Origin of the sequence: Bacillus sp. B-jedd (genome assembly GCF_000821085.1) — a bacterium.
Taxonomy (GTDB): domain Bacteria; phylum Bacillota; class Bacilli; order Bacillales; family Cytobacillaceae; genus Bacillus_D.
The window spans coordinates 1,491,289-1,504,154 of record NZ_CCXR01000001.1; the positions used below are offsets into that span (position 1 = coordinate 1,491,289).

The following is a 12,866-nucleotide window of genomic DNA, read 5'->3' on the forward strand; positions in this document are numbered from 1 at the left end:
GGGGAGGAATGCTAGAATGGAGGATCGGCTGTCCTTTTTTGCGGCATTGTATAAAGTAGGGGAAAACCCTGATAGGGGCATGTGGCTGCTTTATGCGACAATTGTTATCCTTTGTATCGTTGTGTACAAGCTGGGTTTCGCAAAAAAACTGCCTCCAGCAAAATCTGCTGTCATCTATTTGTTCCTGGCATTAGGGAGTACTGTACTTACTTTTCTGGGCGTAATGCTTCCAATAACTGAAGGCCTTGTGGTAGCGGCGATTATTCTCATCATCTACAAAGTGAGGCTTAACCAGGAAAGGAAAGCGAAAATAGAAGCTTAGTGGATGGGGGGATCGGTCAATGAATTCACTGCAGGATACTTTATATAATTGGCTGACCATCAAGGTGGTTTGCGACGCCAGGCCGGAGGATCATGCGGCAATGGAAACAAAAGGGCTGTTCGAGGATATGCTCGCTGAAAATTACAGCCTCGCTGTTTCTGAAGTGGAAATTAAAACGGATGAAGAGATGTATTATGTCCACTATAAACGGGATGGCGAGATGAAAAAGACACGGTTCCCAAGGGAACTGATTGAGGTTATGCTTAATCAGATCAACATGGAGCCTGAAAAGTTCGCCAATTATCCAATAGAAAACGATTAATGAAAAAGCCCCCTGGCTGCTTAACGCGAATCAGGGGGTTTTTCTTTTGGCCTTAAAAATCATCTTGTTCTTTTTTTGTCCGGTACAGCCGGAATTTTCCGCTTGCCAGCCGTTCGCTGGTCCTCGTGCTAATCCTGTCGTGGCAGGGGATGCACATATATGTATGGATCGGCCGGTTGCGAAGGCGTTTTGCATCGGGAGAGTCATCTGGAATCGTTTCAATTTTATCGCATAGCACACATTTTACTCTCAAGTTCGAGTCCACCTCAAATCTGTTTGCTTTCACCCAGGTTCATTTGCTGGCATACTATATAGTATAACATGGGAGGTCCCGGAATGTATCTTTCGGTCTTGCAAGTTGAATCATAAAAAGGGTAATAGTAAGATGGGGGAAGTTCTGGAGTCCCTATAGACTGGAAAGGAGCAAAAGTGGATGGCGAATCAAGTTGAACCAAGACTCACACAAGCGTTAGTTGACGAATTACAAAAAGAGAGGTTTGTCACGTTGGCGACCATTGACCACGAGACTGGCGGCCCAAATGTAAACGCCATTTCGTGGGTTTTTGCTAAAGACGGAAGCACAATTTATATTGCGATCGACAATCGTTCGAGGCTGGTCCAAAATATGAAAAAGAAGAGCGATGTAGTTATTACGGTCATTGCCAATGAAACTACATATTCGATCAGCGGCAATGCTGACATTAAGCAAGAACGGCTCGAAGGAGTGCCGCTTAAGCTGGCTCTCGTCGAAGTAAAGATAAAAGAAGTACGCGATGTTATGTTTTATGGCTCTAAAATCACCCAGGAGCCACAGTATGATAAAACGTATGATAAAGATGCAGCTGCACGGCTCGATACCCAGGTCATGGAAGCTTTCAAAAAAGCCTAATTTGGATATTGTTTCAAAATGAAAAAGCTCCGCCTTTGGCTGAGCTTTTTCACATTTATTGAAAGTTCACTTTTTATCTGACGATTCTTTCTCCTGCTTTTGCTCTAGCTTTTGCCGGTCGTTGGCCGGAAGTTGTTTCTTAGGGTCTTCGGTTGAGTTGCGAGGATTTGGTTGGATTAATTTTCCTGGTGTTTCAGGAATGATCCTTCCTGTTATATCGGCAAGTTCATACAAAATGCCCTGGAGCGGCTTGCCGTTGCGGATATCGGCTGAAATTTCTGATAGCCGGGCGTTCATATCAGGATCTGCCACCACTATAGCCCTTGCCCCGTAAGGATCATCTTTCAATGCCTCAGCGACAGAGTATTTAATGACGCCAGCCTCTGATCTTTCGATATCAGCATCTATATCTATCCCGACAATTGCAAATTTTCCCAACACAATTGCTTTCGCGCCATGTACATCCGGCACTGAGGAAGCAAGCTGTTCTAAATGCCGAGCTGTCCTTTCCCCTGTCTTTCGGTCGACCCCCTGAATTTCTGTATTTTTGACTTTAACCAAGTGATTATTGATTTCCTGCTTTCCATCGCCAGCAGTACCGCATGCTGAAAGCAAAAGCAGTAAACCCAATAAGAAAATTAATTTTTTCACTGGCTGTGCACCCCTCGTTTCCTTTTCCTTATAGATAAAATAGGATCATTCCATATTGGATATTGTTCTGAAAACCGTCTAACTTTATTCCTGAGGTCATATATTTTACCAAAAGTGCAAACGAGGACAAAAAGCGGGAGGCATTCAATTGAGTAAAATATATGTATTGGACACAAATGTATTATTGCAGGACCCTTATTCGGTTTTTTCTTTTGAAGACAATGAAGTTGTCATCCCTGCTGTAGTACTTGAAGAAGTTGACTCGAAAAAAAGATATATGGATGAAATAGGCCGGAACGCCAGGCATGTATCCAGGCTCATCGATGGATTCAGATCCATTGGTAAGCTCCATGAACGAATTCCGCTGGAGAATGGCGGAATACTCAGGATTGAAATTAATCATCGGTCATTTCATGAGCTGCAGGAAATTTTCACGGAAAAGACCAATGATAATCGTATATTGGCTGTAGCGAAAAACTTGTATTTGGAAGAACAGGCCAAGGAGGACGGGAGGCAGGTCATTCTCGTCAGCAAGGATGCGCTTGTCAGGGTAAAAGCAGATGCGATAGGGCTGATTGCAGAGGACTTCCTAAATGACAGAGTCGTTGAGGCCGATCATTTATATGATGGTTTCCTGGAAGTACTTTTGCCAAAGGAAGCATTAGACAAATTTTATGCAAAAGGGGAGCTTCAGCTTTCCACGCTCCCAAACTATGCTTACTATCCCAATCAGTTCCTCATCTTAAAAGATGTGCTCGGAAGTTCAGCGTCCGCGCTTGGCCATATTGATTCGTCAAGAAAAAAAGTAAAGAAGTTAATTCTGAAGCCGGAGCATGCTTGGGGTATCCATCCGCGGAATGTCCAGCAAACAATGGCGATTGAACTGCTGCTGCGTAAGGATCTCCACCTGGTGACCTTATCCGGCAAGGCTGGTACGGGGAAAACGCTGCTCGCGCTTGCAGCAGGTTTAATGCAAACCGAAGACCTAAAACAGTACAAGAAGCTTTTGGTGGCTAGGCCGATTGTTCCGCTAGGCAAGGATCTCGGATTTTTGCCGGGGGAGAAACAAGAAAAGCTAAGGCCTTGGATGCAGCCCATCTATGATAATCTTGAGTTCCTGTTCAACACGAAAAAGCCTGGAGAGCTGGATGCGATATTGGCGGGAATGGGATCCATTGAGGTGGAAGGCCTCACTTATATCAGGGGAAGAAGCCTGCCTGATCAATTTATTATCATTGACGAGGCTCAAAATCTAACGAAACATGAGGTAAAGACCATCCTTACGAGGGTGGGGGAGGGAAGCAAAATAGTCCTGATGGGGGATCCCGAACAAATTGATCATCCATATCTGGATGCTTATAATAACGGTCTGACTTACGTGGCGGAAAAGTTCAAGGATCAGTCATTATCGGGCCATGTTAAGCTGATTAAAGGGGAGCGGTCCGGGCTTGCCAGGCTGGCGGCTGAACTGCTCTGATAAGGGATGTTACCCGGCAAAAAAAGAAAAAACAGCCAGGGCTGTTTTATTAAAAGATAGCCCGGCTGATTGATTCACGTTTCGCGTCCGGTCAAATGACTTTGAAACTGATTACATTTTTAAGAGGTTTTTCCTTATTGGAGCCATCCGGGAAATAAATATGGATCGGTCCGTCTTCACGCAATGGTTTTCCATTTTTAGAAAAGCAGGCAATCAGACTGACAGCCTCTTCAAGAGGGAATATATGCTCTTTCCCATCTGCCGTAATCAGGAGGGACCGAGCTTCTTTTTCCGGTTCGGAGTTTCTTAGAAAAGGTCCTAGCTCCATGCCAAATGTTCCTTCAAGAACTTTTTGCTTTTCAAACTTCTTTTTAGCTGGTTCAGGAATCCGGGCGCCTTCCGTTATTTCTTTGTCCCATTGTTTTGAAACGGATCTTGTGTATTCAGACAGGCTGTCGCTTTCTTTTCTGCCTGTATTGAAAAATTCGTCTAAATCGACCTTGCGTTCATCGAAAATCCAAACTCCTGGGTCAATTGTTATAGGAAACTTAACTTTCCCTGTCACTTGTATAATTCCATCCATCGCCATTCCTCCATTTATTCGGCATGCAACTTGAGTATATCCTGTTTCCTGCGTCATGTCATATGTGGTGATTTGGTTGTTTGCTGTTATAACTCTTGCAATTTCAAGCCGGGAACGGTAAAATTTAAAGATAGTTGGGTAATCGCTCGGAAACGGGGGGATTGAAGTTGGCGTCCGAAATGATCGTGAACCACCAGGAAAAAGCATATGCCCTTTTAAAGGCTGACGCTGATAAAATTTTGAAACTCATAAAAGTCCAAATGGATAACTTAACGATGCCCCAATGTCCTCTTTATGAAGAGGTATTGGACACGCAAATGTTCGGCTTATCCAGGGAAATAGATTTCGCCTGCAGGCTCGGGCTTATAGATGAAAGGGATGGCAAGGCCATACTTGAAACGCTGGAAAGGGAACTTTCCGCCCTGCATGAGGCGTCAATGAGGAAATAACAATCAAACCCAAACAATCAACCTGTTTGGGTTTTATTATTTTGTCTTTGTTATCCCTGATTGTTGATTTCTACTCCGGGGACATGCTTTCCGCGGGGCGGACCGTGGAGCCTCCTCGGCGTCGCAGACGCCTGTGGGGTCTCCACGTGCCGCTTCATCCCGCCGGAGTCAGTCCCCTCCGTTCCAATCAAACTTCATTGAAAATCAACATTCCCCTTTAACTGAGCCAATTTTTGTAATACATGTAATAATAGTGAAAACAAAAAATGTATTTTGTGCAACTAATGAAGCCGTTTTTCATTTATAATAGAAGCATTCATTAAGAATGGGGAATTGCCATGCTCAAAAAAATTGTAAAATCATATGACTTCTCATTAATCGCAGTAATCATTGTTTTGTCCATTTTTGGGCTTGTCATGGTTTATAGTGCCAGTATGGCTTTCGCGGTTCAAAGGTATCATGTCTCGCCAGACCACTTTTTTCAAAAACAGAAATTGTTTTTAATCGGTGCTGCCGGAATCTTTGCTTTTTTTGCCGTTTTTCCCTATAAAATTATGAAGAGTACCAAATTGCTTGCCCCGATGGTCATTCTATCCCTCCTGGGATTAGGGGGCATCCTTGTTTTCGGTAAAGTCGCCGGCAACGCGCAAAGCTGGTATGAAATTGCCGGGGTAAGCATCCAGCCATCCGAGTTTGCAAAACTTTCGGTCATTATTTATCTGTCTGCGGTCTACGCCAAAAAACAGAGTTATATCAATGAGTTTAATCGCGGTGTCGTTCCGCCGCTTATCTATCTTATTTTAATAAGCGGCCTGATTATCCTGCAGCCCGACTACGGAACGGCAGGAATTATCATTCTGATCGCCGGTTTTATTGTCCTGTCATCGGGGATGAACTGGAAGAACATCTTCAAGTTAATTGCGATTGGGGGAGTCATCTGTTTAGTCTTTGGATTGGCCCTTTCTGATAAAATCCTTTCGGTTAAAAGGATGGAAAGAATAACGGTGCTGTCTGACCCGTTTCAAAACATTCAAGAAGAGGGATTCCATTTATCAAATTCCCTTATGGCCATAGGCTCTGGTGGCGTAACAGGACTTGGCCTTGGAAAGGGCGTCCAAAAATTAGGATACCTGCCGGAATCCCATACAGACTTTATCATCGCGGTCGTTGCTGAGGAGCTTGGTCTGCTGGGGGTTGCTTTTGTAGTAATTTGTCTCGGCTTCATCGTTCTAAAAGGAATCCATATCGGATTGAAGTGCAAAGATCCGTTTGGGAGCCTCCTGGCCCTTGGGATATCGAGTATGATTGGGATTCAATCTTTTATTAACCTAGGAGGGGTTTCAGGGGTTATTCCCTTAACAGGAGTGCCGCTCCCCTTTGTAAGCTATGGAGGATCCTCGATCATACAACTGGCTATTGCAGCCGGCATATTGGTGAATGTCTCGATGTTCGCCAACTATGAGAAGAATTATAAAACGAAAAAGGCTGAAACCCCGCCTCCCGAAATCATCAGGGAACCAATCCATGCCAGGAGGTAGCCGGATAGCCTAAAAAAAGCCTGTAAAAAAAGATGCCCGGTAAAGGGCATCTTTTTTTGTTCCAAACTGACTGTTTACAAGCCACTGCCGAGTGATGAAGACTTGCCCGGCATTACAGATTTTCCCCTGCTTCGATAGACGAGAAGAAGGAAATAGCTGAACATGCCAAATAGGCATGTAATGAAAAAAGCATGAGACAGCGCAATGTATAAATTTAACCTCGTAAAGATTACAAGCGCTCCGGCGATTACCTGCAGTGTTACCAGCACCATCGAGATGATCCAGCCCCAGAAAAGTACTTTTTCATGTCTATATTCCTTCACGGCAAGCCAGGTCAAGTAGGCAACCCATAGAAAGATAATACCGGCCGCGGCCCTGTGTCCCATTTGTACCCATTCGTAAATATTATCCGGCAGGCTGAATGCCGAATTGGAACAAAGTGGCCAATCAGGACAGACGAGGCTAGCATTCATATGTCTGACCAGGGCCCCGGTATAAATGACAAGGTAACTGTAAATGGTAATTCCGACGATATGGGATCTCATTTTATGGTCGATGACCAGGTTTTCGGCATCGAATTTTTTATCGATCTCAAAAATAAGGAGCGTCAATAAGAACACGGATGCAAACGAAATGAGCGATATACCGAAATGGAGCGCCAATACAAAGTCAGATTGTCCCCAGACAACCGCTGCAGCACCGATCAATCCCTGTAAAAGCAAAAACGCGAAGGACAGAGCGGCGAGGAATTTAGTCTCCCTTATATGCCCAATTGCTTTCCAGGCCCAAATGGATAGAATCAGCACCATAAAACCAACCGCACCGGACACTACCCTGTGGGCCAGTTCAATGACCAGTTCAGGTGTAATGTCACCTGGGATCAATTGTCCATTGCAAAGCGGCCAAGACCGTCCGCAACCCATTCCAGAATCCGTTTTTGTAACAAGGGCGCCACCAAGCAAAATGAACACCATGCCGATTGTTGTTGCAACTGCAAACCACTTCAAAGAGCGACGCAAAAGATTCACCTCTTAGTAAAAGTTCAATAATTTGTCATAAAATCAACTTGTCAGTATAATAAATGGGAGTCGGGGGAAAGGCCCCTTATACATAATAGCCGAGAAAGGAAGAAAAGAACAGAGCCATGCATGTTTATTGCCTCGATGAAGAGGCTTTCCGTTTTTTATTCCCTTTATAAGCAAGTTGGTTGAAACTATAATGGAAAATTCATAGACTGATTAATAGAATGAATTTTCTTTCAATAACTTCACTTCATCCCATTATTATACTAAAATATAATAATTTGCTTCTGAAAAGCGGTGGTGGAACATCCGCCTGCTGTTTTAAGTAAATTTTGCAGGGCGTATTTACTTGCTTCTCTATAGTAACCTATTTTTGGATTAACTGAAACCTGAAAACAATTGAAAAGCCAGTTATATGTCATAAAAATGTCAAATTAAATTCAAAAAAAGTTCACAAAAGAGGGTTGAAGTGTGATTTAATATACAGAGAAAGCAATAGATGTTTTCTTATATAATTTACAACATGTTTATAGTGATAAATATTATTATAAAAGAGACAGAAAATTATACGCGGCTAACACCTGGATCGAAGGAGAGAATAGTTTTTGTTTTTCGGTCAAGCGGACAAAAAGGGAGGAACAGGAATGTCCAATCCGAAGTCGGTTAATGAGAGCATCGGAGCAATCCATTTAGATGAGACAACAGCATGGAAGGATTTTCTGGCATTAATAAAAATTGGAATAGTAAACTCGAATCTGATTACTACTTTCACAGGTTTATGGCTGGCCTTGCATTTCTCCGGCCTTAAGTTCCTGGATAATCTGGATCTTGTTTTCTTTACGATAGCTGGTTCATCGCTCATCATTGCCGGATCATGCAGTATCAATAATTATTATGACCGGGATATTGATCCTTATATGGAAAGAACAAAAAGCAGGCCGACTGTAAACGGGAAAGTGCAGCCATCGCTCGCATTGTGGCTTGGATTAGCCTTGATTGCGGTGGGAACCCTGTTTTTATTCATGACAACGATTACAGCGGCAGTGATTGGCATCATTGGCGTATTCAGCTATGTAGTCCTCTATACAATGTGGTCCAAAAGGCAATATGTTTCAAATACGATTGTGGGCAGTGTCTCTGGAGCGGTTCCGCCGCTCATTGGCTGGGCTGCGATTGATGCGAATCTCGATCCGATCGCATGGGCTCTGTTTGCCTTGATGTTTATCTGGCAGCCCCCTCATTTTTATGCCCTTGCCATGCGCAGGGTGGAGGAATACAGGGCAGCGGGCATACCAATGCTGCCGGTTGTAAAGGGCTTGGATAGAACGAAGCTTTCCATTATACTGTGGGTTGCCGCGTTGCTACCCATACCATATTTCTTGAAATCACTTGGGATCCCATTCCTGATACTGGCTACCATCTTGAACGTAGGATGGCTGGCATTAGGAATTTATGGATATAGAAACAAAGATGATATGCGATGGGCAAAAAGGATGTTTGTTTATTCTTTGCAGTACATGACAATTATTTTTGTTTCAATGGTCATTTTTTCAATCATCTAATTTGCCCGGGATGGCCTCTTGCTGCGGCAGGAAGGATGCAAACACAAAATTTTTAAGACTTAAAAGGAAAGAGGGGTAAGATTAAGCTATGAAAAGGCTTGCGAAATGGCGCCTCATGTCTTTGCTGACAGCCCTGGCGCTCATACTCTCCGGTTGCGGAGAGCCATATCTTTCGGCGCTCCGCCCAGCAGGGGAAGTTGCTGAAAAGCAATACTGGCTGATGAAACTCAGCACTGGAATTATGGTATTTGTCATTCTTGTTGTAACTGTTATCTTCATCATTGTACTTCTAAGGTTCCGCCGCAAATCGGATAATGAAATTCCGAAACAGGTCGAAGGAAACCACATGATGGAAATCATCTGGACGACCATACCAATCTTCCTGCTATTGATTTTAGCAGTACCGACCGTCACGGCAACATTCGACCTTGCGGATGTATCGCCAATGGATAAGAAGAATAAGGATGGCAGCCGGGATGCCCTTGTTGTAAACGTCCGCGCCAGCTTGTATTGGTGGGAATTTGAATATCCGGATCAAAAGATCGTAACCAGCCAGGAACTTGTTGTCCCTACGGATGAAAAAGTTTATTTCAACCTTAAGGGGGCTGATGTTAAGCACTCCTTCTGGATTCCACCAGCCGGCGGGAAAATGGATACGAATACGGATACGTTGAACAGAATGTGGCTCGTTTTCGACAGCAAGAAAGCTGAAGAAGCCGGAAACGTATTTTATGGGAAATGCGCCGAGTTATGCGGTCCCTCACACGCCCTAATGGATTTCAAAGTAAAACCTGTATCAAGGGATGAATTCAACAAATGGGTGAAGGATATGCAAGGCGTGAAAGAGCCGGCAAAAGCAGAAACAGCTGATGCCCAGGCAGGGCAGGAAACGTTTAATAACAGCTGTATAAGCTGCCATGCTGTCACACCTGAAAACTCTACTCCAGAAGCGGCAAGAGTCGGCCCGAACTTGACGAACTTTGGAGAACGCGATTATGTTGCAGGTATTTTGAAAAATGACGATAAGAATGTGAAAAACTGGATTAAAGAACCTGATAAGTATAAACCCGGAACAAAAATGCCAGGATTTAGCCATCTTTCTGAAGAGGAGCTTGACCAGGTGGCCGCTTATTTGAAGGGATTAAAGATCCAGGAATAACCGGGGATTGGTGAAAGGGAGGTAAAACTGTGAGTACCTACGCACAAAAAAGGGGATTCGGAGCAGTTTTATGGGACTATTTGACAACTGTTGACCATAAGAAAATCGCTATCTTATATTTAATCGCCGGTGGGTTTTTCTTCATCGTCGGCGGCCTTGAAGCGATGTTTATCCGTATCCAGCTAATCAAGCCCGATAACGACTTTGTCTCGGCGGGTGCTTTTAACGAATTATTGACAATGCATGGAACGACAATGATATTCCTTGCGGCAATGCCATTATTATTTGGTTTTATGAACGCGGTAATGCCTCTGCAAATTGGCGCCCGTGATGTAGCATTTCCTTTTATAAACGCGCTTGGATTTTGGCTTTTCTTCTTCGGGGGACTTTTCCTGAACCTTTCCTGGTTCTTTGATGGCGCACCTGATGCTGGATGGACTTCTTATGCATCACTCGCTACACAAAGCAAAGGACACGGAATTGATTTCTATGTACTCGGGTTGCAGATATCCGGTTTCGGTACATTAATGGGAGGTATTAACTTCCTGGTCACAATCATTAACATGCGGGCTCCTGGGATGACTTATATGAGGCTTCCGCTCTTTACATGGACCACTTTTGTTGCATCAGCACTGATTCTTTTTGCATTTCCTCCACTTACTGTCGGGTTGACATTGATGATGTTCGACCGGATGTTCGGGGCCAACTTCTTTGATGTTAGCATGGGAGGCAACACAGTCATTTGGGAGCATTTATTCTGGATCTTCGGACACCCTGAAGTTTATATCCTGATCCTTCCGGCATTCGGAATTTTCTCGGAGATTTTCAGTATTTTCTCCAGAAAGCGCCTGTTTGGTTATTCATCGATGGTTTTCGCGACTGTCCTGATTGGATTCCTAGGGTTCATGGTTTGGGCCCACCATATGTTTACGACGGGTCTTGGTCCGATTGCCAACGCAATCTTCGCGGTTGCTACGATGGCCATCGCCGTACCGACCGGAATCAAGATCTTCAACTGGCTGTTCACGATGTGGGGAGGAAGCATCAAGTTCACAACCCCGATGTATTGGGCCGTTGCCTTTATCCCATCGTTCATTATGGGTGGAGTAACAGGTATCATGCTTGCTTCCGCTGCACAGGACTACCAGTATCATGATACTTATTTCGTTGTCGCTCACTTCCACTATGTTATCGTCGGTGGGGTAGTGTTTGGCTTAATCGCCGGAACACATCTATACTGGCCTAAAATGTTTGGAACAATGCTGAGCGAGACACTCGGCAAAATTACATTCTGGTTGTTCTTTACAGGCTTCCATTTGACATTCTTCATCCAGCACTTCCTAGGGCTGATGGGAATGCCGCGCCGTATTTTCAAATTCTTGCCTGGACAGGGACTTGAAACAGGAAACTTGATCAGTTCAATTGGAGCCTTCATGATGGCGGCAGGGGTTATTGTCCTGTTGGCTAATATTGTCATCACCTCTGTCAAGAATGAAAGAGTTGGGAACGACCCATGGGGAGACGGAAGGACACTTGAATGGGCCATTCCATCGCCGCCTCCGTTCTATAACTTTAAGCAGCTGCCACTCGTTCGCGGGCTTGACGCTTTATGGCTTGAAAAGATGGAAGGTAAAAAAGGCATGATGCCTGCTGAACCTCTTGGTGACATTCATATGCCAAACAATTCATTTGTTCCGGTTGTCATTTCTTTCGGGTTCTTCGTTGCTGCATTTGGAGCAATGTACCATATGGACCATAAATGGACACTATCAATATTAATACTTGGACTGGCGATTTCCTTTGGAGCAATGATATACCGTTCCGTTAAGGACGACCATGGATACCATATCCATAAAGAGGACCTGATTGATGAAGTTGATAAGGGGGTTAAGGCATAATGCAAGCTGAAGAAAAAATGACGTTTGAATCATGGCCTGCCCTGCCTGAAAAAGCGACTCTGGAAGGCAAGAACAAGTTCTTGGGATTTTGGCTATTCCTTGGCGGGGAAACGGTTTTGTTTGCCTCCCTGTTCGCAACCTATCTTGCATTAAAGGATAAAGTTCCTGATAATACACACGCGCTGGCAAAGGATCTTTATGATCTTCCGCTGACGTTTGTAGCGACCATGCTTCTTTTAACAAGTTCGCTGACAAGTGTATACGCCATTTACCAGATGAAAAACTTTGCTTTCAAAAAAATGATGCTTTGGCTTGGCGTGACCGTGGCACTTGGCCTCGGCTTCCTAGGCCTTGAAATTTACGAATTCAACCACTATGTCACAGAATATAAACATACGTTTACGAGTTCTGCCTTTGGGTCGGCATTCTATACTTTGGTAGGATTCCACGGTGCCCACGTTATTTTCGGGCTCGTTTGGATCATCACATTGATGGTCCGCAATGCTAAGCGCGGCCTCAGCTTGTACAATGCGCCGAAGTTCTACATTGCCAGCCTTTACTGGCACTTTATCGACGTAGTGTGGGTCTTCATTTTCACAGTAGTTTATTTAATGGGAATGGTGGGATAACTGATGGCGAATCAAAATTTGAACTCAGGGAACCCAAAAGTGAATCTGGCATATAGGCAGCGCAAAAGCAAGGAGGAAATGCGATATCAAATTATCTCTTTCTCGATCATGCTTTTCCTTACCTTTATTGCCTTTGGAGCTGTAGGTGTAGGTTTTTCCGCCTGGTTCACGGTTCCGTTAATCGTCCTGCTTGCTGTAGTGCAGGTCATTTTCCAACTATACTATTTCATGCACATGAGCCATAAAGGCCATGAAGCCCCATCTCTGTTTCTCTATACGGGTTTATTAATCGGGCTTATTACAGTCCTGGCTTTTGTGACAATCATTTGGTGGTAAAAAAAAGAAAATCGGCTCAATGCCGATTT

15 protein-coding genes are annotated in these 12,866 nt (G+C 44.2%); 11 read left to right on the plus strand and 4 right to left on the minus strand.

Annotation, left to right across the window (positions count from 1 at the left end):
* The first annotated feature begins 16 nt into the window (after nt 1–16).
* Together BN1002_RS07305 and BN1002_RS07310 are read left to right on the plus strand one after the other, a co-directional pair.
* Nucleotides 17–322 (plus strand): YlaH-like family protein, encoded by a 306-nt coding sequence (locus tag BN1002_RS07305; RefSeq protein ID WP_048824346.1) that lies wholly within the window; start codon nt 17–19, stop codon nt 320–322.
* 19 nt (nt 323–341) lie between these two features.
* The gene (locus BN1002_RS07310; protein WP_048824347.1) at nt 342–644 is read left to right on the plus strand and encodes a hypothetical protein; all 303 of its coding nucleotides are present in this window, start codon (nt 342–344) and stop codon (nt 642–644) included.
* A 52-nt stretch (nt 645–696) separates the two neighbouring features.
* On the opposite strand, the gene BN1002_RS07315 is transcribed toward BN1002_RS07310, so the two are convergent.
* Nucleotides 697–897: a YlaI family protein gene (locus BN1002_RS07315; RefSeq protein ID WP_048824348.1), complete on the minus strand. Its 201-nt coding sequence runs from the start codon at nt 895–897 to the stop codon at nt 697–699.
* A 180-nt stretch (nt 898–1,077) separates the two neighbouring features.
* Between BN1002_RS07315 and BN1002_RS07320 the strand changes: the two genes are divergently transcribed.
* Nucleotides 1,078–1,533, plus strand: a complete 456-nt coding sequence (locus tag BN1002_RS07320) for a pyridoxamine 5'-phosphate oxidase family protein (protein ID WP_048824349.1) — start codon at nt 1,078–1,080, stop codon at nt 1,531–1,533.
* Nucleotides 1,534–1,599: 66 nt separating this feature from the next.
* Here BN1002_RS07320 and BN1002_RS07325 read toward each other — a convergent pair whose 3' ends face one another.
* Nucleotides 1,600–2,184: a YhcN/YlaJ family sporulation lipoprotein gene (locus tag BN1002_RS07325; RefSeq protein ID WP_048824350.1), complete on the minus strand. Its 585-nt coding sequence runs from the start codon at nt 2,182–2,184 to the stop codon at nt 1,600–1,602.
* A 148-nt stretch (nt 2,185–2,332) separates the two neighbouring features.
* Here BN1002_RS07325 and BN1002_RS07330 point away from each other — a divergent pair, with 148 nt between their 5' ends.
* Nucleotides 2,333–3,661, plus strand: coding sequence for a PhoH family protein (locus BN1002_RS07330; protein ID WP_048824351.1), 1,329 nt, complete (start codon nt 2,333–2,335; stop codon nt 3,659–3,661).
* A 91-nt stretch (nt 3,662–3,752) separates the two neighbouring features.
* Here BN1002_RS07330 and BN1002_RS07335 read toward each other — a convergent pair whose 3' ends face one another.
* The gene (locus tag BN1002_RS07335) at nt 3,753–4,244 is read right to left on the minus strand and encodes a hypothetical protein (protein WP_048824352.1); all 492 of its coding nucleotides are present in this window, start codon (nt 4,242–4,244) and stop codon (nt 3,753–3,755) included.
* 167 nt (nt 4,245–4,411) lie between these two features.
* On the opposite strand from BN1002_RS07335, the gene BN1002_RS07340 reads away from it, so the two are divergent.
* Nucleotides 4,412–4,693 carry an Fpa/YlaN family protein gene (locus tag BN1002_RS07340; RefSeq protein WP_048824353.1) on the plus strand — a complete coding sequence of 94 codons (282 nt, stop codon included), beginning with the start codon at nt 4,412–4,414 and terminating at the stop codon, nt 4,691–4,693.
* 338 nt (nt 4,694–5,031) lie between these two features.
* Nucleotides 5,032–6,231, plus strand: a complete 1,200-nt coding sequence (locus BN1002_RS07345) for an FtsW/RodA/SpoVE family cell cycle protein (protein WP_048824354.1) — start codon at nt 5,032–5,034, stop codon at nt 6,229–6,231.
* Nucleotides 6,232–6,305: 74 nt separating this feature from the next.
* Here the strand turns inward: BN1002_RS07345 and BN1002_RS07350 are convergent, their stop codons facing one another.
* Nucleotides 6,306–7,250 (minus strand): COX15/CtaA family protein, encoded by a 945-nt coding sequence (locus BN1002_RS07350; protein WP_048824355.1) that lies wholly within the window; start codon nt 7,248–7,250, stop codon nt 6,306–6,308.
* Between the two features lie 647 nt (nt 7,251–7,897).
* Here BN1002_RS07350 and cyoE point away from each other — a divergent pair.
* The 5 genes from cyoE to ctaF all read left to right on the plus strand — a co-directional run bounded on the left by cyoE (nt 7,898) and on the right by ctaF (nt 12,837).
* Nucleotides 7,898–8,815 carry a heme o synthase gene (gene cyoE / locus BN1002_RS07355; protein ID WP_048827824.1) on the plus strand — a complete coding sequence of 306 codons (918 nt, stop codon included), beginning with the start codon at nt 7,898–7,900 and terminating at the stop codon, nt 8,813–8,815.
* 88 nt (nt 8,816–8,903) lie between these two features.
* Nucleotides 8,904–9,974 (plus strand): cytochrome c oxidase subunit II, encoded by a 1,071-nt coding sequence (coxB, locus tag BN1002_RS07360; RefSeq protein ID WP_048824356.1) that lies wholly within the window; start codon nt 8,904–8,906, stop codon nt 9,972–9,974.
* 29 nt (nt 9,975–10,003) lie between these two features.
* Nucleotides 10,004–11,872 (plus strand): cytochrome c oxidase subunit I, encoded by a 1,869-nt coding sequence (gene ctaD / locus BN1002_RS07365; RefSeq protein WP_048824357.1) that lies wholly within the window; start codon nt 10,004–10,006, stop codon nt 11,870–11,872.
* Nucleotides 11,872–12,501, plus strand: a complete 630-nt coding sequence (locus BN1002_RS07370; RefSeq protein WP_048824358.1) for a cytochrome (ubi)quinol oxidase subunit III — start codon at nt 11,872–11,874, stop codon at nt 12,499–12,501. The genes ctaD and BN1002_RS07370 overlap by 1 nt, the downstream gene beginning before the upstream one ends.
* A gap of 3 nt (nt 12,502–12,504) precedes the next feature.
* Nucleotides 12,505–12,837: a cytochrome c oxidase subunit IVB gene (gene ctaF / locus BN1002_RS07375; RefSeq protein WP_048824359.1), complete on the plus strand. Its 333-nt coding sequence runs from the start codon at nt 12,505–12,507 to the stop codon at nt 12,835–12,837.
* The last annotated feature ends 29 nt before the right edge of the window (nt 12,838–12,866 follow it).

Bases quoted from the DNA above. Each gene is read 5' to 3' on its own strand.
- BN1002_RS07305 (WP_048824346.1), top strand. From the start codon at position 17: ATGGAGGATCGGCTGTCCTTTTTTGCGGCATTGTATAAAGTAGGGGAA.
- BN1002_RS07310 (WP_048824347.1), top strand. From the start codon at position 342: ATGAATTCACTGCAGGATACTTTATATAATTGGCTGACCATCAAGGTG.
- BN1002_RS07320 (WP_048824349.1), top strand. From the start codon at position 1,078: ATGGCGAATCAAGTTGAACCAAGACTCACACAAGCGTTAGTTGACGAA.
- BN1002_RS07335 (WP_048824352.1), bottom strand. From the start codon at position 4,244: ATGGATGGAATTATACAAGTGACAGGGAAAGTTAAGTTTCCTATAACA.
- BN1002_RS07345 (WP_048824354.1), top strand. From the start codon at position 5,032: ATGCTCAAAAAAATTGTAAAATCATATGACTTCTCATTAATCGCAGTA.
- cyoE (WP_048827824.1), top strand. From the start codon at position 7,898: ATGTCCAATCCGAAGTCGGTTAATGAGAGCATCGGAGCAATCCATTTA.
- coxB (WP_048824356.1), top strand. From the start codon at position 8,904: ATGAAAAGGCTTGCGAAATGGCGCCTCATGTCTTTGCTGACAGCCCTG.
- BN1002_RS07370 (WP_048824358.1), top strand. From the start codon at position 11,872: ATGCAAGCTGAAGAAAAAATGACGTTTGAATCATGGCCTGCCCTGCCT.
- ctaF (WP_048824359.1), top strand. From the start codon at position 12,505: ATGGCGAATCAAAATTTGAACTCAGGGAACCCAAAAGTGAATCTGGCA.